Annotated in this window: 17 protein-coding genes and 1 riboswitch; of the genes, 8 read left to right on the forward strand and 9 right to left on the reverse strand. The window is 71.8% G+C overall.

Annotation, left to right across the window (positions count from 1 at the left end; all coding sequences use genetic code 11):
- Positions 1-114: 114 nt before the first annotated feature.
- A complete protein-coding gene (locus OG897_RS25145; protein WP_266659559.1) occupies positions 115-585 on the reverse strand; it encodes a hypothetical protein in 471 nt (156 codons plus the stop codon).
- 131 nt (positions 586-716) lie between these two features.
- On the opposite strand from OG897_RS25145, the gene OG897_RS25150 reads away from it, so the two are divergent.
- Together OG897_RS25150 and OG897_RS25155 are read left to right on the forward strand one after the other, a co-directional pair.
- A complete protein-coding gene (locus tag OG897_RS25150) occupies positions 717-2,090 on the forward strand; it encodes an SWIM zinc finger family protein (protein WP_266659561.1) in 1,374 nt (457 codons plus the stop codon).
- 529 nt (positions 2,091-2,619) lie between these two features.
- Positions 2,620-4,275 (forward strand): DUF5691 domain-containing protein, encoded by a 1,656-nt coding sequence (locus OG897_RS25155; RefSeq protein WP_266659563.1) that lies wholly within the window; start codon positions 2,620-2,622, stop codon positions 4,273-4,275.
- A gap of 152 nt (positions 4,276-4,427) precedes the next feature.
- Here OG897_RS25155 and OG897_RS25160 read toward each other — a convergent pair whose 3' ends face one another.
- Positions 4,428-4,841: a cobalamin B12-binding domain-containing protein gene (locus tag OG897_RS25160; protein ID WP_266659565.1), complete on the reverse strand. Its 414-nt coding sequence runs from the start codon at positions 4,839-4,841 to the stop codon at positions 4,428-4,430.
- 416 nt (positions 4,842-5,257) lie between these two features.
- Between OG897_RS25160 and OG897_RS25165 the strand changes: the two genes are divergently transcribed.
- On the forward strand, positions 5,258-6,076 hold the full coding sequence (locus tag OG897_RS25165) for a triacylglycerol lipase (RefSeq protein ID WP_266659567.1): 819 nt from the start codon (positions 5,258-5,260) through the stop codon (positions 6,074-6,076).
- A gap of 270 nt (positions 6,077-6,346) precedes the next feature.
- Positions 6,347-7,846: a M23 family metallopeptidase gene (locus OG897_RS25170; protein WP_266659569.1), complete on the forward strand. Its 1,500-nt coding sequence runs from the start codon at positions 6,347-6,349 to the stop codon at positions 7,844-7,846.
- A gap of 91 nt (positions 7,847-7,937) precedes the next feature.
- On the opposite strand, the gene pcrA is transcribed toward OG897_RS25170, so the two are convergent.
- The gene (pcrA, locus tag OG897_RS25175; protein ID WP_266659571.1) at positions 7,938-10,412 is read right to left on the reverse strand and encodes a DNA helicase PcrA; all 2,475 of its coding nucleotides are present in this window, start codon (positions 10,410-10,412) and stop codon (positions 7,938-7,940) included.
- A 259-nt stretch (positions 10,413-10,671) separates the two neighbouring features.
- Positions 10,672-10,846: riboswitch (cyclic di-AMP (ydaO/yuaA leader) on the forward strand.
- On the opposite strand from pcrA, the gene OG897_RS25180 reads away from it, so the two are divergent.
- Positions 10,844-12,058, forward strand: a complete 1,215-nt coding sequence (locus tag OG897_RS25180; protein WP_266659573.1) for a C40 family peptidase — start codon at positions 10,844-10,846, stop codon at positions 12,056-12,058. (Overlaps the previous riboswitch by 3 nt.)
- A gap of 37 nt (positions 12,059-12,095) precedes the next feature.
- On the opposite strand, the gene OG897_RS25185 is transcribed toward OG897_RS25180, so the two are convergent.
- On the reverse strand, positions 12,096-12,449 hold the full coding sequence (locus OG897_RS25185; protein WP_266659574.1) for a hypothetical protein: 354 nt from the start codon (positions 12,447-12,449) through the stop codon (positions 12,096-12,098).
- A 252-nt stretch (positions 12,450-12,701) separates the two neighbouring features.
- Between OG897_RS25185 and OG897_RS25190 the strand changes: the two genes are divergently transcribed.
- Both OG897_RS25190 and OG897_RS25195 read left to right on the forward strand, forming a co-directional pair.
- Positions 12,702-13,772 (forward strand): C40 family peptidase, encoded by a 1,071-nt coding sequence (locus OG897_RS25190; protein ID WP_266659575.1) that lies wholly within the window; start codon positions 12,702-12,704, stop codon positions 13,770-13,772.
- An 84-nt stretch (positions 13,773-13,856) separates the two neighbouring features.
- On the forward strand, positions 13,857-14,045 hold the full coding sequence (locus OG897_RS25195) for a hypothetical protein (RefSeq protein ID WP_266659576.1): 189 nt from the start codon (positions 13,857-13,859) through the stop codon (positions 14,043-14,045).
- On the opposite strand, the gene OG897_RS25200 is transcribed toward OG897_RS25195, so the two are convergent.
- From OG897_RS25200 to OG897_RS25210, 3 genes are all read right to left on the reverse strand, one after another.
- A complete protein-coding gene (locus tag OG897_RS25200; protein ID WP_266659577.1) occupies positions 14,039-15,172 on the reverse strand; it encodes an esterase family protein in 1,134 nt (377 codons plus the stop codon). The two genes, OG897_RS25195 and OG897_RS25200, sit on opposite strands and share 7 nt — an antisense overlap.
- A 155-nt stretch (positions 15,173-15,327) precedes the next feature.
- A complete protein-coding gene (locus tag OG897_RS25205; RefSeq protein ID WP_266659579.1) occupies positions 15,328-16,026 on the reverse strand; it encodes a response regulator transcription factor in 699 nt (232 codons plus the stop codon).
- Positions 16,023-17,324 carry an ATP-binding protein gene (locus OG897_RS25210; RefSeq protein WP_266659581.1) on the reverse strand — a complete coding sequence of 434 codons (1,302 nt, stop codon included), beginning with the start codon at positions 17,322-17,324 and terminating at the stop codon, positions 16,023-16,025. The genes OG897_RS25205 and OG897_RS25210 overlap by 4 nt, the downstream gene beginning before the upstream one ends.
- 142 nt (positions 17,325-17,466) lie before the next feature.
- On the opposite strand from OG897_RS25210, the gene OG897_RS25215 reads away from it, so the two are divergent.
- Positions 17,467-18,771, forward strand: coding sequence for a PspC domain-containing protein (locus OG897_RS25215; RefSeq protein ID WP_266659583.1), 1,305 nt, complete (start codon positions 17,467-17,469; stop codon positions 18,769-18,771).
- A 156-nt stretch (positions 18,772-18,927) separates the two neighbouring features.
- Here the strand turns inward: OG897_RS25215 and OG897_RS25220 are convergent, their stop codons facing one another.
- Both OG897_RS25220 and OG897_RS25225 read right to left on the reverse strand, forming a co-directional pair.
- A complete protein-coding gene (locus OG897_RS25220) occupies positions 18,928-19,467 on the reverse strand; it encodes a DoxX family protein (RefSeq protein ID WP_266659585.1) in 540 nt (179 codons plus the stop codon).
- 99 nt (positions 19,468-19,566) lie between these two features.
- Positions 19,567-20,832, reverse strand: coding sequence for a hypothetical protein (locus OG897_RS25225; protein ID WP_266659587.1), 1,266 nt, complete (start codon positions 20,830-20,832; stop codon positions 19,567-19,569).
- Positions 20,833-20,898 lie beyond the last annotated feature (66 nt).

Consider the following 20,898-nt stretch of genomic DNA (forward strand, 5'->3'; position numbering starts at 1 on the left):
ATCCCCCTCCAGATTTCCCGGATGTGGTCTCCACCGTGCACCATGCCACTGACAATCAAGCGTCTGCGCAGGTCAGGTCCCAATGTGCGGCCCTGCGCGGGCACTTCGGCCCGGCTATCGCTCCATCGGTGCGGCGGCGATGCAGCCACCCGCCGACGCCTTCATGCCGGTGGCCTCCTTGAGCACCTTGCCCTGGAACGTGACCTTGCAGGTGACGTCCGGGTCGGCCTTGAGGGCGTCCTTGACGTTCGGCATGACCGAGGGCGGCATGATGCCGTTGAGCTTGACCGTCTTCTTCCACGGCAGGACGGGCTTCTTGTCCTCCTTCGTCACCGGGGCCGTGGCGGCGTCCCCGCCCTCGGTGAACTCGATGGTGTCGACGTCCTTGCCCGAGACCTCGTACGTCACCTCGTAGGGCTTGTCGAGCATGTCGCCGACGGCCTTGTCCGCTTCCTTGGCGGCCCTCTCGGCCCCTTCGGAGGCGCCCGCCTTGACGGCCTTCTCCACCTCTTCGCAGGCGCTGAGGCCAAAGACGAGGCCCGTGACGGCGGCTGCGCACACGGCGGTGCGGATGGTGCGGTTCATGCGGAGGATCCCCCGGGATCAGAAGTGTTGAGGAGCGCACAGAATCGCAAAGAGAAGGCAAAGTCAAGTGGATCAAGGGGCGGATTCGCTGGTCAGGGCGATTGTCAGTGGTGGCCTCTACCGTCGAAGACATGAATCAGCTGGGGGTGCGCTGGACGGCGGATCAGGTGCTGGCACTGGCTCCTGACGCCGCCTCACGCAAAGCGGGAAGCAGGCTCGGTGCGGCCGGGCCGTGGTCGGAAGCCGGGTGCGACGGCGCGGGTGCGCTGTGGGGGCTGTGCAAGGGCAGCGGCAGCAGGCCGTACCAGACCGTCGTGGATCTGGCGGGTGCGGGCGCAGCCTCGAAGTGCAGTTGTCCGAGCCGGAAATTCCCCTGCAAGCATGCGCTGGGGCTGCTGCTGCTCTGGGCGGCCGAGGACCCGGCCGTGACGGCGGGCGCGGAGCCCGCCGCGTGGGCGGAGGAGTGGCTCCGGGATCGCCGGGAGCGGACCGCCGCACAGACGGAGGGAACGGCTCCGGAGCCGGGAGGGGCTCCGGCGGAGAAGACCGCCGACCCCGAGGCGGCCCGGCGGCGGGCGGAGCGCCGGGCCGCGCGGATCGGCGCGGGCGCGTCGGAGCTGGAGCAGCGGCTCGCGGACCTGCTGCGCGGCGGCCTCGCGGCAGCGGAGCGCGAGGGGCACGGGCTGTGGGAGGAGACCGCCGCCCGCATGGTCGACGCGCAGGCTCCGGGACTGGCAGCACGGGTGCGGGAGTTGGGGTCGATACCGTCCTCCGGGCCGGGCTGGCCGGTGCGTCTGCTGGAGGAGTGCGCACTGCTGCACCTGCTCGACGGTGCGTGGCTGGGCCGCGACCGGCTGCCCGAGGAACTGGCGACGACGGTACGGACGAGGGTCGGGCTGCCGTCCTCGCCGGACGGGTCCGTGGTCCGCGACCGGTGGCTGGTGCTGGCCCAGTACGACCAGTCCGACGGCAAGGTCACCACCCGCCGCATCTGGCTGTACGGGCAGGACTCGGGGCGCACGGCGCTCGTGCTGTCCTTCGGCGCGGCGGGGCGGGCTCCCGAGATCTCGCTGCCCGTCGGGCTCGCCGTCGAGGCGGAACTGCTGCCGCACGGCGGGGCGGGGCAGCTGCGGGCCACGCTGGGCGACCGGTTCGGTACGCCGCATCAGGCGAGCGCGCCGCCGCCGGGCGGGAGCGTGACGGAGGCGGTGGAGGCGTACTCCCGGGCGCTGCGGGAGGATCCCTGGCTGGAGTCGTGGCCGGTGACACTGGGGGCGGTGGTACCGGGGCCGGGGCCGTCCGACGGCGGATGGCAACTGGCCGACGCCGAAGGGGGGTTGGCCCTTCCCGTCAGCCGGTCGGCCCTGGGCGGGCCCGGCCTCTGGAAACTGGCGGGGCTTTCGGGGGGAGCGCCGCTCGTGGTCTTCGGCGAATGCGGGTACGAGGGGTTCCGCCCGTTGGCCGCGTGGGCTCCCGATTCGGGCGAGCCCATACCTCTCCTGTGAACGAAGGGACTCCGCCTCCCCCTCGCCCCCTTGAGCAGCGGGGCCCTCATCTCGCCTCCCTGGGCGGCGGGTCCCTCACCTCGCCCCTTGGGGGGCGGGGCCTCTACCTCGCCTCCCTTGGGCGGGGTCTACCCCTTCCGCTTCCGCCTAGCCCCCTTGGGCGGCGGGGCCGCCCCCCGGGGGCGGAACGGGCGGGCAAGGGGGCGGCCCCCCTCGCTCCGGGCCCACCCCGGAGCCGCCCGCCGTCACCTCCGCCCATGGGTGCGCCGCACCCGGGTGCGCCTGCGGCGGGCTGCCCCTCCCCGCCCCTTCACCTAAAGCGCTCGCCGCGCGGCTGGGGGGGTGGGTTGGTACGTGCGGGTGCGTCGTGGCTGGTCGCGCAGTTCCCCGCGCCCCTTAACTACTCCCCGCGCCCCTTAACTACTTCCCGCGTCCCTAACTACTCCCCGCGCCCCTTAACTGCTCCCCGCGTCCCCAACTGCTCCCCACGCCCCTTGACCGTTCCCCACCCCACCCCGAAGGGATATCGATGACCGCCACCGCTACTCCCCCGCCCACCTGGGAGGACCTCGTCACCACCGCCCTTCTGGGCACCGACCGGCGGCCCGCCCCGGCCGTTCTGCCCGGGCAGGCGGGGCAGCAGGTCCCCCTGGCCCCCGACAGGGAGCCGCCCCTCGCCCTCCTCGACGCCGCCGCCGTCCACACCCTCCGCCGCCGCGCCGGACTGACCCCCGCCGTCGCCGCCGAACCGCCTCCCCCCGCACCCGAGGACGACCGGCCCGCGCTCCCCGCGCCCGCCCGCCGCAGGCTGGCGATGCTGCTGGCCGACCGTGCGGCCCCCGCCCAGTCCGGCGGCCGTCGAGGCATCGCCCCCGACCTGACGGAGTTGCTCCCGCAGTGGCTGGCCGCTGCGAACGGGCACAGGTACCGGGCACCCGCGGACCTGCTGCCCGCACTGCTGGACGCGGCTCGGGCACGGACCGACCTGCGCCCCCAGGCCCTGGAGTTCGCCGGGTCGCGCGGCCTCTGGCTGGCCCGGTTGAACGCGGAGTGGAAGTACGCGCTGCGCGGTTCGTCGAGCGGGGCGGCACTCCCCGACGTACGAAACGCGCAGGCGGTGCGGGCCCTGTGGGAAGAGGGGCTGTTCGCCGAACGGGTCGGGCTGCTCGGGGCGGTGCGGGCCGCCGACCCCGCCGCCGCACTCGCCCTGCTCACCACCACCTGGGCCACGGAGCGGGCCGAGGACCGGCTGATGTTCCTGGACTCGCTGCGGACCGGGCTGGGCGCGGCCGACGAGGAGTTCCTGGAGCAGGCGCTCGCCGACCGCAGCCGCAACGTCCGCGCGGTGGCGGCGGAACTGCTCTCCGCGCTCCCCGCCTCCGCGTTCGCCGCGCGGATGGCGGCACGGGCCACGTCCTGCGTCAGCCCGGACCGTTCGGGCACCGCCGGCGGCATCGTGGTGGAGGCCCCGCACGAGTGCGACGCGGCGATGCAGCGGGACGGCGTGGTCGCCAAACCACCGGCGGGCCGGGGCGAACGGTCTTGGTGGCTGGGCCAGTTGGTGGAGTCCGCTCCGCTCTCCGCCTGGTCACCGCGCTTGGGCGGGCGCTCCGCGCAGGAGATCGCCGCACTGCCGGTGGCGGACGGCTGGGGCGAGGAACTGCACGCGGCCTGGTGCAGGGCGGCGATCCGGCAGGGCGACGCCGAGTGGGCCCGCGCCCTGCTCGGAGCGCCCTCGGTGCCGCCCGAGTCCGGCACGGGCACTGCCTCGCTCGCGGAACGGGCGAAGCTCCTGGAGACCCTCCCCGACGAGGAACGGGCGGACTGGGTGGCGGAGTTCGTCTCCGCGCACGGACTGTCGGAAGCCTTCCAACTGCTGGGCGTGTGCGTGGTGCCGTGGTCGCAGGCGCTGGGCCGGGCGGTGGTGGACGCCCTCGACATCGCGCGGGACGCGGGGAGCTATCCGTGGAGCTTCAGCGGGGTGATGGGGCTGGCGGAAAGGTGCCTCGACCCGGGCGAGGCGGACCGGCTGGAGATCCTGACGACGACCCCGGCCGAATCGGAGGGCGCCGCCCCCGGCGCGGGCGGCTACTGGTCAGAAGCCTTCCAACGCCTGGTCGGAACCCTGCGCCTGCGCGCATCGATGCTCCACGAGCTCTCGGGGGCGGACGCCGTACGGGGCTGACCCCAGCCCCCAGCGAGGGCCCGCCCGGCACCGGGGCCGCGCGGCGGCGCTCCGGGGCGGGCCCGCAGCGAGAGGGACCGCCCCCTTGCTCCCCGGGGGCGGAGCCCCCGGCAGGAACAGCACCCCCACCCACCAGCACCAAAGCCCCAGCCCTAAGCCACCGTCGGCTGCCGCACATTCGCCCGCACCCAGTCCACGATCGCCGTCGTCGTCGCCCCCGGCGTGAAGATCTCCGCCACACCCTTCTCCTTGAGCGGGGCGATGTCCTCCTCCGGAATGATCCCGCCGCCGAACACCTTGATGTCCGCCGCGTCCCGCTCCTTCAACAGGTCGATGACCTTCACGAAGAGCGTGTTGTGCGCGCCCGACAGGATCGACATGCCGATCGCGTCCGCGTCCTCCTGGATCGCGGTGTCCACGATCTGCTCCGGCGTCTGGTGCAGACCCGTGTAGATGACCTCCATGCCCGCGTCGCGCAGCGCCCGCGCGATGACCTTGGCCCCGCGATCGTGGCCGTCGAGCCCCGGCTTCGCCACCACCACACGGATCGGACCCGTAACACCCATCGCTGCTGCCTCCCAGTACGCACCGCGCCGCCGTTGGCGCAACGTCCCCCGCCCCAGGAGGGGCAGGGAAGTGAACGAACGTTATCCACAGCATCCCGCACGCCGCCGTTTCGCGGTGGAGACAGAGGGGGAAATCACACGTTGGGAAAACGTTCGCTGTGCGTCGCACCCGCATCAGTCGGCACCGCGGTCCCACGGGAGGTCAGGCACCCGGGAGCCGCAGCCACGACGGGACCGTCGCACGGGGAGCCGCAACGAGGTCGCCGTACCACCGCGCCGTCAGCCGCACGGCACGGTGGTGCGGCCGCTCCCTTCCGAGGAGACGCCCGCACCACCTGGCCTCCGTCACGGCACCCCATGAGGGCACACGGGGGACAGGGCCGTCCCCCCGCGTGCCGTTCGGGAGGTCGGCCGCCATGAGATTCCCGCCCCTGCCCCTCGCCCCTCTCCTCCCCCTGCTCCGCGCCACCGTCCTCGAACTCGCCGTGCTTTTCGGGCATGTGATCCTCTATCCCTCCGGAATGCGACCGGAGCCCCCTTCCCCAGCCGAGTCGCCGACGGAGCCCGACCTCGGATGCGCGCTCCCCACGACCACCCCGGACCGCCCGCCCGTCGTCCTCCTGCACGGCTTCGTCGACAACCGCTCGGTGTTCGTCCTGCTCCGCCGCTCCCTCGCCCGGCACGGCTGGCGGCACCTGACATCGCTCAACTACTCCCCCCTCACCTGCGATCTGCGCACCGCCGCCGAACTCCTCGGCCGGCACATCGAGGACATCTGCGCACGCACGGGGCACTCCCGGGTCGACGTCGTTGGACACAGCCTGGGCGGTCTGATCGCGCGCTATTACGCGCAGCGACTCGGCGGCGACACGCGGATACGGACGCTCGTCACTCTCGGAACTCCGCACGAAGGCACCCGCGTCGCCCCGCCGATGAGCGCCCACCCACTCGTACGACAGATGCGACCGGGTTCTGCCGTGATCAAGGAACTCGCCCTGCCCGCCCCGGGATGCGCCACTCGATTCGTGAGTTTCTGGAGCGACCTTGATCAGATAATGGTTCCGGCGGAAACGGCCCGCCTCCGCCATCCCGATCTCTTCGCCCAGAACGTGCAGGTCAGCGGCATCGGCCATCTCGCCCTGCCCGTGCACCCTGCCGTCGCCGCCGAAATCCGGCAAGTCCTCCAGGCACCGGAAGACGCCGACACGGCCGCCACCGGAGTCTCCGTGGCGTAACTCCGTCACGTCAACGGCAGAGGCTGTGTTCGCTCGGTGAATGTGCCGTGATCAGGGCCTTGCATTCCTCGAACAATCGCCGAACGCAGCGCCAAACCCCTGCCCGCCGTCCACCAAAAGGCGGCCGAATGCCCGTTTCCTGATTGCTCAAAACCTGCCGGAGATTGTCGCCGCCGCATACCGCCGGGTACAGTCGCGCCACTGCTTTCACTCTGGGTGCTCACGGGCCCCCGGGAAACAGGTCCTGCTGCCGAGGCGAGAGAGACGTTGGTGAACGACCAGCAACCCCACGCCGGGTACGACACGTACCCCACCGGCAGTTTCAGTACCGACCCGCTCTTCGGCGGACTGCCCGGCACCGGCGACCACAGTGGCCAGTACGACACCACCCAGTGGGACACCGGCTCGCACCAGAACCTCACCGCCGGGTACGACGCGTACGGCGCACACGCCCCGCAACAGGACTACGGCACCACCGGCACCTGGACCCACCTCGCGGACATTCCCGCGCAGGGCGGACCGGCTCCGTACGACACGCAGAGTTACCAGGCCGACGCCATGGCCACCGGCCAGTGGGACGCCACCGCGTGGAACGAGGCGAACCAGGTCCACTCCGCGCCTCAGTCCTCTTTCGAGACAGGGCAGTTCGAGACGGGCCAGTTCGAGACGGGCCAGTTCGACGCCACGCAGTACGCGTACGGGGCCGACTCCTCGTCCGGCCACCAGTGGCAGCCGTACGATCCCAGCCTGGAGACCGGCGCGTTCGACGCCACCGCCTGGAACACCGGCGCCGACCAGCCCGGGGACGGCGTACCGGACACCCCCGAAGCCCTCACCGGTGCAACGGACGTCCACACCACGGAGTTCCCGATCGTCACCCCAAGTGCCCGGAACGCGCACGACGCGCACACCGCGCACGACCCCCACGACGCGTCCGACGCGTCCGACCCGGCCGGTTCCTCGGGCCCCGGCCCGGAGCCGGAACCCGCGGCGGTCGGCCCCCGCGCCGCCCGCCGGGTCCCCGCGAACCGCGGCCGCCGCCGCACCCCCGCCAAGCGCTCCGCCCTCTTCACCATCGCCGTCCCCTCCGCCTGTGTCATGGGCGTCGCAGGAATCGCCGCCGCCTCCGTCAGCGGCGTCGCCGGTGCCGACGAGACGAAGAAGCCGACGACCATGGCCGCCGCCGACCCGGCGACCGTGAAGCCCGTCGCCGTGAACAACAAGCTCGACACCCAGCTCGCCGCCCTGAGCACCGACGCCCGCGACTTCGGCGACCGCGCCAGTCGTACGCAGGAGCGCATCGACCTCAAGGAACGCCAGGACGCCGAGAAGAAGCGCAAGGCCGAGGAGGCCGCGCGCAAGGAGGCGGCCCGCCCCAAGTACGCCCTGCCCGTCAGCCAGCACGGACTCAGCGCGTACTACGGCCAGGCAGGCGTCAACTGGGCGGCCGTGCACACCGGCATCGACTTCCCCGTCGACATGGGCACGCCGGTGATGGCGGCGACCGACGGCACGGTCAGCTACCAGTTCAACTCGGCGTACGGAAACATGATGAAGGTCGTCTCGCCGAACGGCGTCGAGACCTGGTACTGCCACCTCTCCCGCACCAAGATGCGCTCCGGCTCGGTGAAGGCGGGCGACGTCATCGGTTACGCGGGCACCTCCGGCAACTCCACGGGCGCGCACCTGCACTTCGAGGTCCGCCCGAGCGGCGGCTCCGCCATCGACCCGCTGGCCTGGCTCCGCAGCCACGACCTCGACCCGACGTGAGCCGTAAGCCGTAAGCCGTAAAAGGATTCCCGCTGTACGGGTGAGGGGCCGCACCGGAAGACCCGGTGCGGCCCCTCACCCGTACGACGAACTACAGCTTCTCGACCGGCGCGTACCGCAGCAGCAGCTTCTTCGGGCGCTCGTCGCCGAAGTCGATGGTGGCCTGCGCGTCCGCACCGGCTCCGGTCACCGTCATCACCGTGCCCAGGCCGAACTGGTCGTGCGTGACCCGGTCGCCGACGGCGAGGTTGATCACCGGCTTGTCCGTCGCCCGGCCCGTGGCGAAGCCCGAAGGGCCCTTGCGGGAGCGGGAGTTGGAGAGGGAGGAGGACAGCGAGGCGGCCACCCCTCCCGCCTTCGACCCGGAGACCGGACCCGCCGGGATCTGCGCGCCGGTGCGCTTCCACTCCAGGTGGGTGTCCGGAATCTCCTCCAGGAAGCGGGAGGCCGGGTTGTACGAGGGCTGACCCCAGGCGCTGCGCAGGGTGGAGCGGGTGAGGTAGAGGCGTTCGCGGGCGCGGGTGATGCCGACGTACGCGAGGCGGCGCTCCTCCTCCAGCTCCTTGGTGTTGCCCAGCGAACGCATGTGCGGGAAGACGCCGTCCTCCATGCCGGTCAGGAAGACGACCGGGAATTCAAGGCCCTTGGCCGTGTGCAGGGTCATCAGCGTGATGACGCCCGAGCCGTCCTCGTCCTCGTCGGGGATCTGGTCGGAGTCGGCGACCAGCGCGACCTTCTCCAGGAAGTCCGACAGGGTGCCGGGGGTGTCCTCGTCGCCCCGCTCCTGCTCGAACTCCAGGGCGACGGCGGCGAGTTCCTGGAGGTTCTCGATGCGGGTCTCGTCCTGCGGGTCGGTGGACGCCTGGAGCTCGGCGAGGTATCCCGTCCGCTCCATCACCGCTTCGAGGACGGTGGCCGGTCCCGCTCCGGACTCGACGATCGTACGGAGCTCCTCCATCAGCGTGTTGAACCGCTTGACGGCGTTGGAGGACCGGGCGGCCATGCCGTACGCCTCGTCGACGCGGCGCAGGGCCTGCGGGAAGCTGATCCGCTCGCGCAGCGACAGCGCGTCGATCATGGCTTCGGCGCGGTCGCCGATGCCCCGCTTGGGCACGTTGAGGATGCGGCGCAGCGGGACGGTGTCCTCGGGGTTGGAGAGGACGCGCAGGTAGGCCAGGATGTCCCGGACCTCCTTGCGCTCGTAGAAGCGGACGCCGCCGACGACCTTGTAGGGCAGGCCGACCCGGATGAAGATCTCTTCGAAGACGCGGGACTGGGCGTTCGTACGGTAGAAGACGGCGACGTCTCCGGCCTTGGCGTCGCCCGCGTCGGTGAGGCGGTCGATCTCCTCGGCGATGAACTGGGCCTCGTCGTGCTCGGTGTCCGCGACGTACCCGGTGATCAGTGAGCCCGCGCCCGCGTCGGTCCAGAGGTTCTTCGCGCGGCGGTTCTCGTTGCGCTCGATGACGGCGTTGGCGGCGGTGAGGATCGTCTGGGTGGAGCGGTAGTTCTGCTCCAGGAGAATCGTGACCGCGTCCGGGTAGTCCTCCTCGAACTGGAGGATGTTGCGGATCGTCGCGCCGCGGAAGGCGTAGATCGACTGGTCGGCGTCACCGACCACGCACAGCTCACCGGGGGCGGCGGCCGGACCGGACGGGCCGACCAGCTCGCGGACCAGCGTGTACTGGGCGTGGTTGGTGTCCTGGTACTCGTCGACCATGACGTGCCGGAAGCGCATCCGGTAGTGCTCGGCGACGTCCGGGAACGCCTGGAGCAGGTGCACCGTGGTCATGATGATGTCGTCGAAGTCCAGCGCGTTCGCCTCGCGGAGGCGGGACTGGTACATCGCGTACGCCTGGGCGAGGGTCTTCTCGAAGCCGTCGGCGGCCTGCCCGGCGAAGGTCTCCTCGTCTATCAGCTCGTTCTTGAGGTTGGAGACCTTGGCGCTGAAGGACTTCGGCGGGAAACGCTTGGGGTCGAGGTCCAGGTCGCGGCAGACCAGGGCCATCAGGCGCTTGGAGTCGGCGGCGTCGTAGATCGAGAACGACGACGTGAAGCCGAGCTTCTTGGACTCGCGGCGCAGGATGCGCACGCACGCGCTGTGGAAGGTCGACACCCACATCATGTTGGCGCGCGGACCGACCAGCGCCTCGACGCGCTCCTTCATCTCGGCCGCGGCCTTGTTGGTGAAGGTGATCGCGAGGATCTGACCGGGGTGCACACCGCGCGCGGAGAGCAGGTGCGCGATGCGGTGGGTGAGCACGCGGGTCTTGCCCGAACCGGCTCCGGCCACGATGAGCAGCGGCGAACCGGCGTGCACGACGGCGGCGCGCTGGTTCTCGTTCAGCCCGTCGAGGAGCGCCGCCGGGTCGGTGACCGGGCGGGGGGCGCCGTCCCGGTAGTACGCGTCCCGGGGCGGCGGCGGACCGTCGAAGGCGCCCGCGAAGAGGTCGTGCGGAACCTCCTCCGGAGGGGCACCTTCTTCGGTGTCCTCCGGGGGCGGCGGGGCCGATTCGTCCTTGTTCTGGAGGTCGGCCAGGAAGCTGTCGTCAAAGAGGCTGCTCATCGCCTACCGAGTCTAGGCGGCCCCACTGACAGCCCGGCCCGGATTCCGCCACAACGGCGGTCGCACGGGGTCGCGGCGGGCCGGTGGTACGGGGCCGGGGCGGGCCGGACGCCACCGTCTGTGACGACTTCCTCACACCCCCGCGAAGGTCACGAAAACGTATCGGGCATATCGAACATCAGGCTTCCCACCCGTCACAGCCATTCGTTACGGTGCTGCGCGAGCGGCCCGTACCCCCCTCGGCGAACCGCGCCGGAACGGTCGCCGCACGCCGAATCCGCGCCGCCCGCAAGGCGGTTCGGAACCGGGGACCCACTCGTACCACCGGGGTGAATCGGCCCGTACCCCCCACGCACGCGGGCCGTAGGGCGCGCCTTCCTTGTCTCCTGCCCGAACCCGACAGCTAACCCGGTAGGCGGCCCACGGAAGGAATGCCTGCTTTGGCATCGCATCGCAAGCCACGCACCCGCACCACGTCGTTGATACGCACCTCCACACCCGGCGTCGGCGTCACGACCGCCGCTCTGATGACCGTCGGCATCGTCACCCAGTCCGCGCAGGCGGCCCCCGCCGCGCCGAAGCCCTCCGTCGAGGAGGTGCAGCAGAAGGTGGACGCGCTGTACCGGCAGGCCGGGGCGGCGACCCAGGAGTACAACGCGGCCAAGGAAGCCACCCGCAAGCAGAAGGGCAGGGTCGACGCGCTCCTCGACGACGTCGCCAAGCGCACCGACAAGCTCAACCAGGCCCGGCGCACGCTCGGCTCCCTCGCCGCCTCGCAGTACCGCAGCGGATCGGTGGGGTCCACCGCCGCACTGCTCCTCGCGGACGACCCGCAGTCGTACTTCGAGTCGCGGCGGCTGATGGCACGGGCCACCGAACGGCAGCAGAAGCTCATCGGCGACTACAGCACCCAGCAGGAGGCCGCCGCCAAGAAGCGGGGTGAGGCGACGCGCAGCCTGGAGCGGCTGACCACGGCGCAAGCCACGCTCCGGACGTCCAAACAGAACGTGCAGGACAAGCTGGGGCAGGCGCGCGGGCTGCTGTCGCGGCTGACCGAGCAGGAGAAGGCGCGGCTGGCGGAGCTGGAGCGCGAGCGGGAGGCGGAGGCCAAGCGCAAGGCGGACGAGCTGGCCCGGGAGCAGGCGCGGGAGGCCGCCAAGGAGAAGGAGCGGGAGAAGGAGAAGCCCGGAGAGGGCTCTGGATCAGGCTCCGACTCCGGCTCCGGAAGCGGCTCCGGCTCCGGAAGCGGCTCCGGCTCCGGAAGCGGCTCGGGAACGGGCTCCGGAAGCTCGTACTCCACCAAAGCCGCGAAGGTGCTCGCCTTCGCCCGTGCGCAGATCGGCAAGCCGTACGTCTGGGGAGCGACCGGCCCGTCCTCGTACGACTGCTCCGGTCTCACCCAGGCCGCCTGGAAGGCCGCCGGGGTGGACCTGCCGCGCACCACCTGGGACCAGGTCAAGATCGGCACCCGGGTCGCGACGAAGGACCTCAAACCCGGTGACCTGGTGTTTTTCTACGACGACATCAGCCACGTCGGCATCTACCGGGGCGACGGGATGATGATCCACGCGCCGAAGCCGAACGCGAAGGTGCGCGAGGAGTCGATCTACTACATGCCGATCTACGGCAGCGTGCGACCGGTCTGAGCCCGCACGTCGATCCGGCCCCTCGCCGCGGAGGGGCTCATGTCCACAGGACGGCGATGAAGATGTTGACGACCGTCAGTCCGCCGACCGCGCCGAACAGCGCCTTCTCCACCTTCTCGTCGTCGCGCTTGACGTAGACGAGGCCCAGGATCACCACGAGGATCGCCAGCTTGATGCCGATCTTGAGGTTGTTGACGCCGTGGTCCTGGGCCTGGTGGATGCCGACCAGGGCGACACCGGTGATCAGCATGGTCAGCGCGCCGTGCAGCATCGCGGGAACGAAGCGGGCGGTGCCCGCGCTCATCGCCTTCATCTGGGTGAGGAAGCCGCCGAGGAGGGAGGCGATGCCGATGATGTGCAGACCGACGAAGACATTGAGGAGTACGTCCATGGGGCGGAGCCTAGCCATGCGTTAGCACGCGTCAGGCGGCAGGGCGGGCCATTCCGTCCCATCGGTCACAGGGGGAACGGAAGCAGTGATTCCGCCTGAGGTGTCGTGATCACCATCGACCAATCCATGAGCACTTCCGGGCATTAGCGGTCGTTCGAAGGCTGACCCGTGACGGCCAGGTTTAGCGTCCCTCCTCAGACGGCCGACTCCCCATCCCACCGGCCGTACCCGTGGAAGGACGTGAACGCCCTCGTGGCAGCGCACCGGAAGCCCAAGCAGCGCTCACTCAGCGGCAGTACCGCCCGCACCACCGCCGTCACCCTCGCCCTCGCGGGAGCGGCAGGCACCACCGCACTGGAGGGCACCGCGCAGGCGGAGCCGACGCTCACCCCGGCCCAGATCAAGTCGAAGGTCGACAAGCTCTACCACGACGCCGAGGTCGCCACCGAGACCTACAACGGCGTGCGGGAGAAGTCCGCACGGACCAAGAAGTCGCTGGAGCAGCTCCGCGACGAGGCGGCCCGCCGGACCGAGCAGCTGAACGCCGAGCGCAAGTCGCTCGGCTCGATGGCCGCCGCGCAGTACCGCACCGGCGGCCTCGAACCGGCGCTCCAGGTCGCGCTCACCTCGAACCCCGACCAGTACCTGGAGCGGGCCGCCGTCGCGGGGCGGGCCGGGGAACGGCAGGCCGTCAAGGTGCAGGGCGCACAGCGGCAGCTCGCCCGGATCGCCCGACTGCGCGGCGCCGCCGACCACCGCTTCACCCAGCTCGCCCAGGACCGGGAGGAGCTGAAGAAGCAGAAGGAGAAGATCCAGCGGAACATCTCCGAGGCCGAGGAGCTGCTCGCCCGCCTCACCGGGGACGACCGGGCACGCTACGCCGCCCAGGACGGGCACGGGAGCGACGGGGAGCGCGCCGACCGGGCCTCGGCCGGAGCCAGGGACCTGCCGCGCGGCGGTGTCCGCGCGCCCAACGCCCGCGCCGCGCAGGCCGTCTCCTTCGCCTACTCCGCGCTCGGAAAGCCCTATGTCTGGGGTGCCACGGGCCCCTCCTCCTTCGACTGCTCGGGCCTGACCCAGGCCGCCTGGCGGTCCGCCGGGGTGTCGCTGCCGCGCACCACGTACACCCAGATCAACGCGGGAGAGCGCATCTCGCGTTCCCAGCTCGCGCCGGGAGATCTGTTGTTCTTCTACTCCGGGATCACGCACGTCGGCCTGTACATCGGCGACGGCAGGATGATCCACGCCCCGCGCCCCGGCGCTCCGGTGCGGATCGCGCCGATCGACCAGATGCCGCTGACGGGGGCGACCCGTCCGGCGTGAGCCGCCGCATCAGCGGACCGGGCAGGGGTACACGCCGTGCAGGGCCGTGACCTCCACGGCACAGTGGACGACCGGAGGAACCCCATGCCCGGCATCATCAACAAGCTCAAGAGTTACGCCCGCAGCCCGCAGGGCCGCCGCACCATCGCCCGTGGCCGCCGCGAGGCCGCGAACCCGCGCAGGCGCGCGCAGGCCAGGTCGCTGTTCGGCCGCCTGCGCGGCGGCCGGGGCCGAGGCCACGGCCTGGGCCAAGGCCGTACGCGCGGCTACTGACGGACGGCCTCCTTCCCGACCTGCTCCGACAGCCACCGGAAGACCTCCGGCACCTGCTGCTTCCACACGCTGGTGCCGTGCGGTCCGGCCGTCTTCACCGTCCGTACGGTCGTCGGCGCCTTCGCCTCGCCCTTCAGGGCGCTCGCCGCCTCGTAGCCGTCGCCCGCCGCACCCGACACGAAGAGCGCGGTGCGCGGCGGCTTCCCGGCCTGGTTGGCCTCCTTGAGCATGAAGTACGGGTTGTTGGCACGCCGCAGTTCGGGGGTGCGGGCGGTGAGGGCGGCAGGTTCGCCGTTCGGGTCGTTGAAGCCGGAGAGGCTGACGCCCGCGCGGTAGCGGTCGGGGTGGGCGATCGCGAGCTTGGCCGCGCAGTGCGCGCCCGCCGAGTACCCGCCGACCGCCCAGTCCGCTGCCTTCGGCGAGGCGCGGAAGGTGTCGGTGACCATCGTGCGGACGTCGACGCTCAGCCAGGTGTCCGCGTTGACCTTGCCGGGGGTGTTCGCGCAGCCGGTGTCCGTCTGGTCGCCCAGCAGAGTGGTACGCGGCGACACCAGGATGAACGGCTTCACCTTGCCCTGGAGCATCAGCGGCTTCAGCTGCTTGTTCACCTGAAGAGCGCCGAACCACGCCTTCGCCGAGCCCGGGTAGCCCGGCAGCAGCTGCACCACGGGGAACTTCTTGCCCTTGTACGCCGGGTCGTCGTACTGCGGCGGCAGCCACACGTACACCTCGCCCTCGACGCCCGAGATGCGCCCCTTGAGGTCGGTGACCTTGACGCCCTCGCCCATCCTGGCGTCGTCCACCGGCCGGAAGGCCGCGACCTGCCTGGGCTGTTCGGAGAGCTTCCGGCCGCCGGTGCCGTCGGGGCCCAGGTCGGCGGCCGTCCCCGCGTGGTCGGACGTGCCGAGGAGGTCCTCCCAGGTGTCGTACAGGCCGTTGGCGTTGTTGACCGCCACGAAGACCACGGTGATGGCGGTGACCTGGGCGAACACCAGCATCAGCAGCCGTACGAAGCCCCGCACGGCGGCCGGCCCCCGCACCCGGCTCCACAGCGCCAGCGGCAGGACGAAGGCGACCACGAGGAGGCATATCGCGGTCGCGAAGAAGGGGGTCCCGGTCAGACTCATCACGTGGGGAGTAGAGGGGACTTTCCGGGCGGAGGTTGCCCGGCTTCACTCCCTTGTCGTACGACTCACATCCGCACCCCCGACGCCGTCGGCCTCCGACGCCGGACGAGCCGCCGACGCCGGACGAACCCCCGACGCCGGACGAGTCTCCGACGTCAGACGAGCCGCCGCGCCGTCGCCCACCGCGTCAGCTCGTGCCGGTTGGACAGCTGGAGCTTGCGCAGCACCGCCGAGACGTGCGACTCGACCGTCTTGACGGAGATGAACAGCTGCTTGGCGATCTCCTTGTACGCGTAGCCGCGCGCGATCAGCCGCAGCACCTCGCGCTCGCGCTGGGTGAGCCGGTCCATGTCCTCGTCGACCGGCGGCGCGTCCGTCGACGCGAACGCGTCGAGCACGAACCCGGCCAGCCGCGGCGAGAACACCGCGTCGCCGTCCTGCACCCGGAACACCGAGTTGATCAGGTCCGCGCCGGTGATCGTCTTGGTGACGTACCCGCGCGCACCGCCCCGGATGACCCCGATGACGTCCTCGGCGGCATCGGACACCGACAGCGCCAGGAACCGTACCGGCCGCTCCGCGTCCCCCATCAGAGGCGCGCAGCGGCGCAGCACCTCGACCCCGCCGCCGCCCGGCAGGTGCACGTCCAGGAGGACCACCTCGGGGCGGGTGGCGGTGATGACGGTGACCGCCTGGTCGACGTCGGCGGCCTCACCGACGACCTCCACGCCCGTCGTCGCGGTCTGCCCGATCTCGGCCTGCACGCCGGTCCTGAACATCCGGTGGTCGTCCACCAGGACCACCCTGACGTACCGTTCCGGCGCGTTCTCCGTGGTGTTCTGCTGCTCGGTCATGCGTCCGCCGCCCTCTCCATCTCAAGCTCCACCGCCGTGCCCCCGTCGGGCGCGGAACGCAGGACCGCCGTTCCGCCGTGGCGTTCCATCCGGCCGATGATCGATTCTCGTACGCCCATCCGGTCGTCCGGAATGGCGTCGAGGTCGAATCCCGGCCCCCGGTCCCGCACGGAGACGAAGACCGTGCGGCCCTCGACCTCCGCGAAGACCTGCACCGCCCCGCCCTCGCCACCGTACTTGGCGGCGTTCACCATTGCCTCGCGCGCGGCCTGCATCTGTGCGGTCAGCTTGTCGTCCAGGGGGCAGTCGCCGACGACGACCACCTCAAGAGGCACCCCGTGCTTGTCCTCGACCTCGGCGGCGGAGCGCTTCACGGCCTCCGCGAGGGTGCTCGGCTCCTCGCCCTCGTCCTTGCCGGTGCCCTCCGGCTTGTACAGCCAGTTGCGCAGCTCGCGCTCCTGCGCCCGGGCCAGGCGGCGCACCTCGGAGCCGTCGTCGGCGTTGCGCTGGATCAGGGTGAGGGTGTGCAGTACGGAGTCGTGGACGTGGGCGGCGACCTCGGCACGCTCCTGCGCCCGGATGCGCATCAGCCGCTCCTCGGAGAGGTCCTGCGTCATGCGGACGAGATACGGCCCTGCCAGCAGCCCGATCCCGGCGATCACGGCGAGGGCCGCCGTCAGTACGTTGCCGAGCTGCGCGGCCGAGCCCCGTACGACGATGAAGACGGTGAGGCCGACGGCGACCAGGGCGACGCCCGCGATGCCGCGCAGCACCTGGAGGGTGCGGCGGCGGCTGCCGCCCTCGGTCCAGTGGGCGCGGCGGGCGTTGTCGGCCTGCCGCCAGACCAGGACGACACCCGCGCCGGTGAGCAGGAGCGGCCACACGTAGCGCTCGTTGCCCGCCGTGTCGACGTTGCCGATGAAGATGGCCGCGCCGACGCACAGGGCGATCAGCGCGACGATCTGCCCCTTGTCGGGCATCCGCAGCCTGCGCCGCCCGTCGGGGAGCGTCTCGAAGACGCCGCGCGGCTCCGCGCCCACCCCGCCGAAGCCCAGCGGCACGAAGAACCAGAACACCGCGTAGAGGAGCGCGCCGAGTCCCTGCATCAGGAACAGCGCGAAGAACGCGATCCGCACCCAGACGACGGGCAGCCCCAGGTGGCCCGCGAGCCCCCGGGCCACACCGCCGAGCATCCGGCCGTCCGCGCTGCGGTAGAGCTTGCGCGGCGGCGATCCCGCCGGGTCCTGCTCGGTGGCGGGGGTGCGGGCCGCTCGGCGGCTCGGGGCGGTGGACGACATGCCTCGATGGTCACACGCGTGCGGGGCCGGGCACATGGGGGAAAACCCCCGGTTCCCGGAGGCCGTGGGTGTGTGGAAATCAGGGATCAGCCAGGGTCGCCCCAGGTGCCGTGCGCCGTGGGCGGCCGTCACCATGGGTCGTATGACAGAAGTCCACGACGCGGCGCCTGCCGCCGGGAGCGGGGCGCCATCGGCCGCCGCTCCCCCGGCCGGGGAGAGCACGCCCCACCGGTCGCTGCACCGCAGTCGCCGCCACCGCACGGTCGGCGGCGTCTGCGGCGGGCTCGGCGAGTACTTCGACGTCGACCCGGTGATCTTCCGGGTGGTGCTCGCGGTGACCTCCGTGACCGGGGGCATCGGGCTCATCGCGTACGGCTTCGCCTGGCTCCTGGTTCCGCTGGAGGGCGACGACGAGAACGAGGGGAAGCGGCTGCTGACCGGACGGGTCGACGGTCCGGCGCTGATCGCGGTGCTGCTGGCCCTGGTGGGCTGCGGGATGTTCCTGGCGCTGCGGCACAACGGCGGCGTCTTCGGCTTCTCCGTGATGCTGCTCCTGGTCGTCGGGGCGAGCGTGGTGTGGTCCCGGCAGCGCAGGGCCTCCGCCCTGGAGGAGCCGGGGGCGACCCAGGTCCAGGACGTGACGGCGCCCCCGGAGACGAAGGCGCCGCCGATCCCCGGTGCGCCGTCCTGGTGGCGCGATCCGATCGTCAAGGACGGCACGACGGGGCCCGTACCGCACGGGTATCTGTGGGGTCCCGCCGACGAGCCCGTGGACGGCTCCCCGGCGCGGCGCGGCCTGCGGCCCGTCGACACGCGGCCCCGGTCCTTCGGCGGGCTGACCTTCGTGGCGGCGATGCTGGCCGGTGCGGCGGGTACCTCGGCGACCTGGCAGGGCAGCCCGCTGGGCACCAGCCTGGCGGTCGGTCTGGCGTGTGCGCTGGCGGTGTTCGGCGTCGGTCTGGTGCTGGCGTCGTTCCTCGGCCGGGTCGGCGCCGGAACGATCTTCCTGGGGCTGGTCACGGCCGGGCTGCTGACCGTCGCCGCGACGATCCCCAAGAACATCCCCACCGAATGGGCCACCACCGACTGGCGTCCGCTGACGTCCCGGCAGGTGCAGCCGTTCTACGAGCTCGGCGCCGGCCAGGGCCGACTGGACCTCAGCGAGGTGGCGGTGGCGCAGGGCACCACGGTGTCCACCAGGGTCGAGGTCGGGGCGGGCGCGCTGCGCGTCGTCGTACCGAAGGACGCGACGGTGCGGGTCGACATGGAAGTGGGGCTGGGCACCATCGATCTGCCCGGCGACAACCCGGACGAGCACTCCGTCCGTACCGATCAGCGGCAGGTCCACACCCTGGCCCCGCCGCCCGGTACGAAACCCGCGGGCACGATCGACCTGCGGCTCGAAGTCGGCCTCGGACAGGTGGCGGTGGAACGTGCTGCGTCATGACTTCCAGCCCGGACGGGCCGTCCTGGGCCTCACGTTCCTGGGTGCCGTGGCGGTGTTCGCGGCCGACGCGAACGGCGACTGGGACACCCCCTGGTGGGCACTGGTCCCGCTGGTCCTCGGCGGTCTCTTCGTGGCGGCGGTCACCGGTGCGGTGAGCTACAGCATGCGCCGCCGCCGCAGGGCGCGCATCGCGTCCACGGAGGCCCCTCCGTTCACAGAAGGAGACGCTCCGGCGAGCACCAGCGGCAGCCACGCCATCAGGTAGGGCAGGTCGTTGCCGTAGTAGTACGGGGTGACCGACCAGCTGACGGTGAGCCACAGCGTGAGCGAGAGCAGTGCCCCGCCGACGGCGGCGACCCGGGTGAACAGACCGAGCAGGGTGCCGATGCCGACGAGGAGTTCCCCGATCGCGATGGCGTAGCCGAAGCCGACGGGGGCGTTCAGTCCCAGGTCGACGAGCCAGGGCAGCGCGGCGGTGTCGCGCCACTGGTTCATCAGGGAGCCGATAGTGCCGGGGCCTTCGCCCGAGGTCAGAAAGGCGCTGTCGGTGAGCTTGTCGAGCCCGGCGTAGACGAAGGTGACGCCGAGGAAGAGGCGCAGCGGGAGCAGCGCGTAGCGGCTCGCGGTGTGCTTCCAGCCCCGTGGTTCGTTCGTTCCGTACGCTCGCGTGCCGTTCGTCCCGTACCCGTATGCCATGACCCTGGTCCTGCCTTCCTCGCGCCCCACCGTCCGTCTCCTGACCCTACGTTCGACGGGCGGCGGGGGCTCAGCGGGTGGGCCGGGGAGGGGCCGGGGTCAGTCGGTGACGTCGATGCGGCAGCTGTTGGTCTCCACGCCCGCCGCCGTGACCACCTGGACGTCGACCTCGCCGGGCTCCACCTCGACGGGCACCGGGACGGTCAGCACGCTGTCGGTGGGGTTGGCGAAGCCGCCGGGCACGGGCACCAGGGGGACGTGCACGTGCACGGTGCCGATGCGCACCACCATGCGGGCCAGCCGGTCGGGGGTGTGCGCCCCGGGCGGCACGAAGCCCGCGCCCCGGATCTCGATGTCGTCCCCGGTGCGGATCGGACCGTCGAGGTCTCCCGCCTCCCGGGCGCGGACGACGGACAGCACCACCGGACGCCCGCCCTCGGCGAACTTCCCGGCGACGTACGTGGCCGCGGACACCACCACGAGGAGGGCGAGCCCCCACGGCAGGTCCGGCAGCTGCTCCGGCCGCCTGGCGAGGCGTACGGCGGCGAAGACGACAGCCACACTCGACACGAGAACGAACTGGATGTCGCCGAAGTTCCCCCGCCCCGAGTCGTCGGTGAGCAGGTCGGCGGCGCGCGGTCGGTCGGCCCGCACCTTCTGAAGGGTCTGCTTCAGCACCCGGGCGCCCACCACCTTCCGCAGGACCACGGCGACGGCGCAGGTCAGTGCGAGGACGGTCAGCGCCCCCGCGCCGCGCGCGAGTTCGAGCCCGCCGATGAGCGCGTCCCGGTCGGCGGGGTTCGAGGCCCCGGCCAGCTCGACCGCCAGCACGAGCACCGCGAAGACGGTCAGCAGCACCCAGCAGGCGGCGACGGTGCGCGAGGTGGAGAGCCGGTTGTCCTCGCCGATCAGCGGGGCGAGCAGCCCGCCGCGCGAGCGGTGCACCCGGGCCGAGGCCGTCAGCAGTGCGGCGGTGACGAGCGCCGCGACCAGTCCTGCCGTACGGGCGACGGTCCAGCCCGCACCGATCGCGGTGAACGCCTGCACCAGGGCGAGGACCACTACGCCGCCCCACAGCACGAGCAGCGTTGCGCGCCACAGGTGCCGCAGCCACACCTCTCCGGCCTCCCGGGAGCGGTCGGCGACCTCGCGGGCGGACTGGGTCAGCTCGTCGGACACCCACTGCCGGGACGCGCCCGTGGAGTGCGCCACGGCGGACGGGAGGCCCTCCCCCGCCGCCAGCCCGTCGCGCTTCGCCAGGAAGGCGGCCACGGCCCGCCGGTGGCCCTCCCGGGCGCCGCTCGGGCAGCCCCCGCAGACACAACCCCCGCCGTGCGTGCTCTGCCTCGCCTCTTGCACCGCCACGACAGACGCCGCCCTTTCCCCGTACAACTCACTATCAACATGTGAACGTGCATGTGTTGAAAGGGA

Origin of the sequence: Streptomyces sp. NBC_00237, from assembly GCF_026342435.1 — a bacterium.
Taxonomy (GTDB): Bacteria; Actinomycetota; Actinomycetes; order Streptomycetales; family Streptomycetaceae; genus Streptomyces.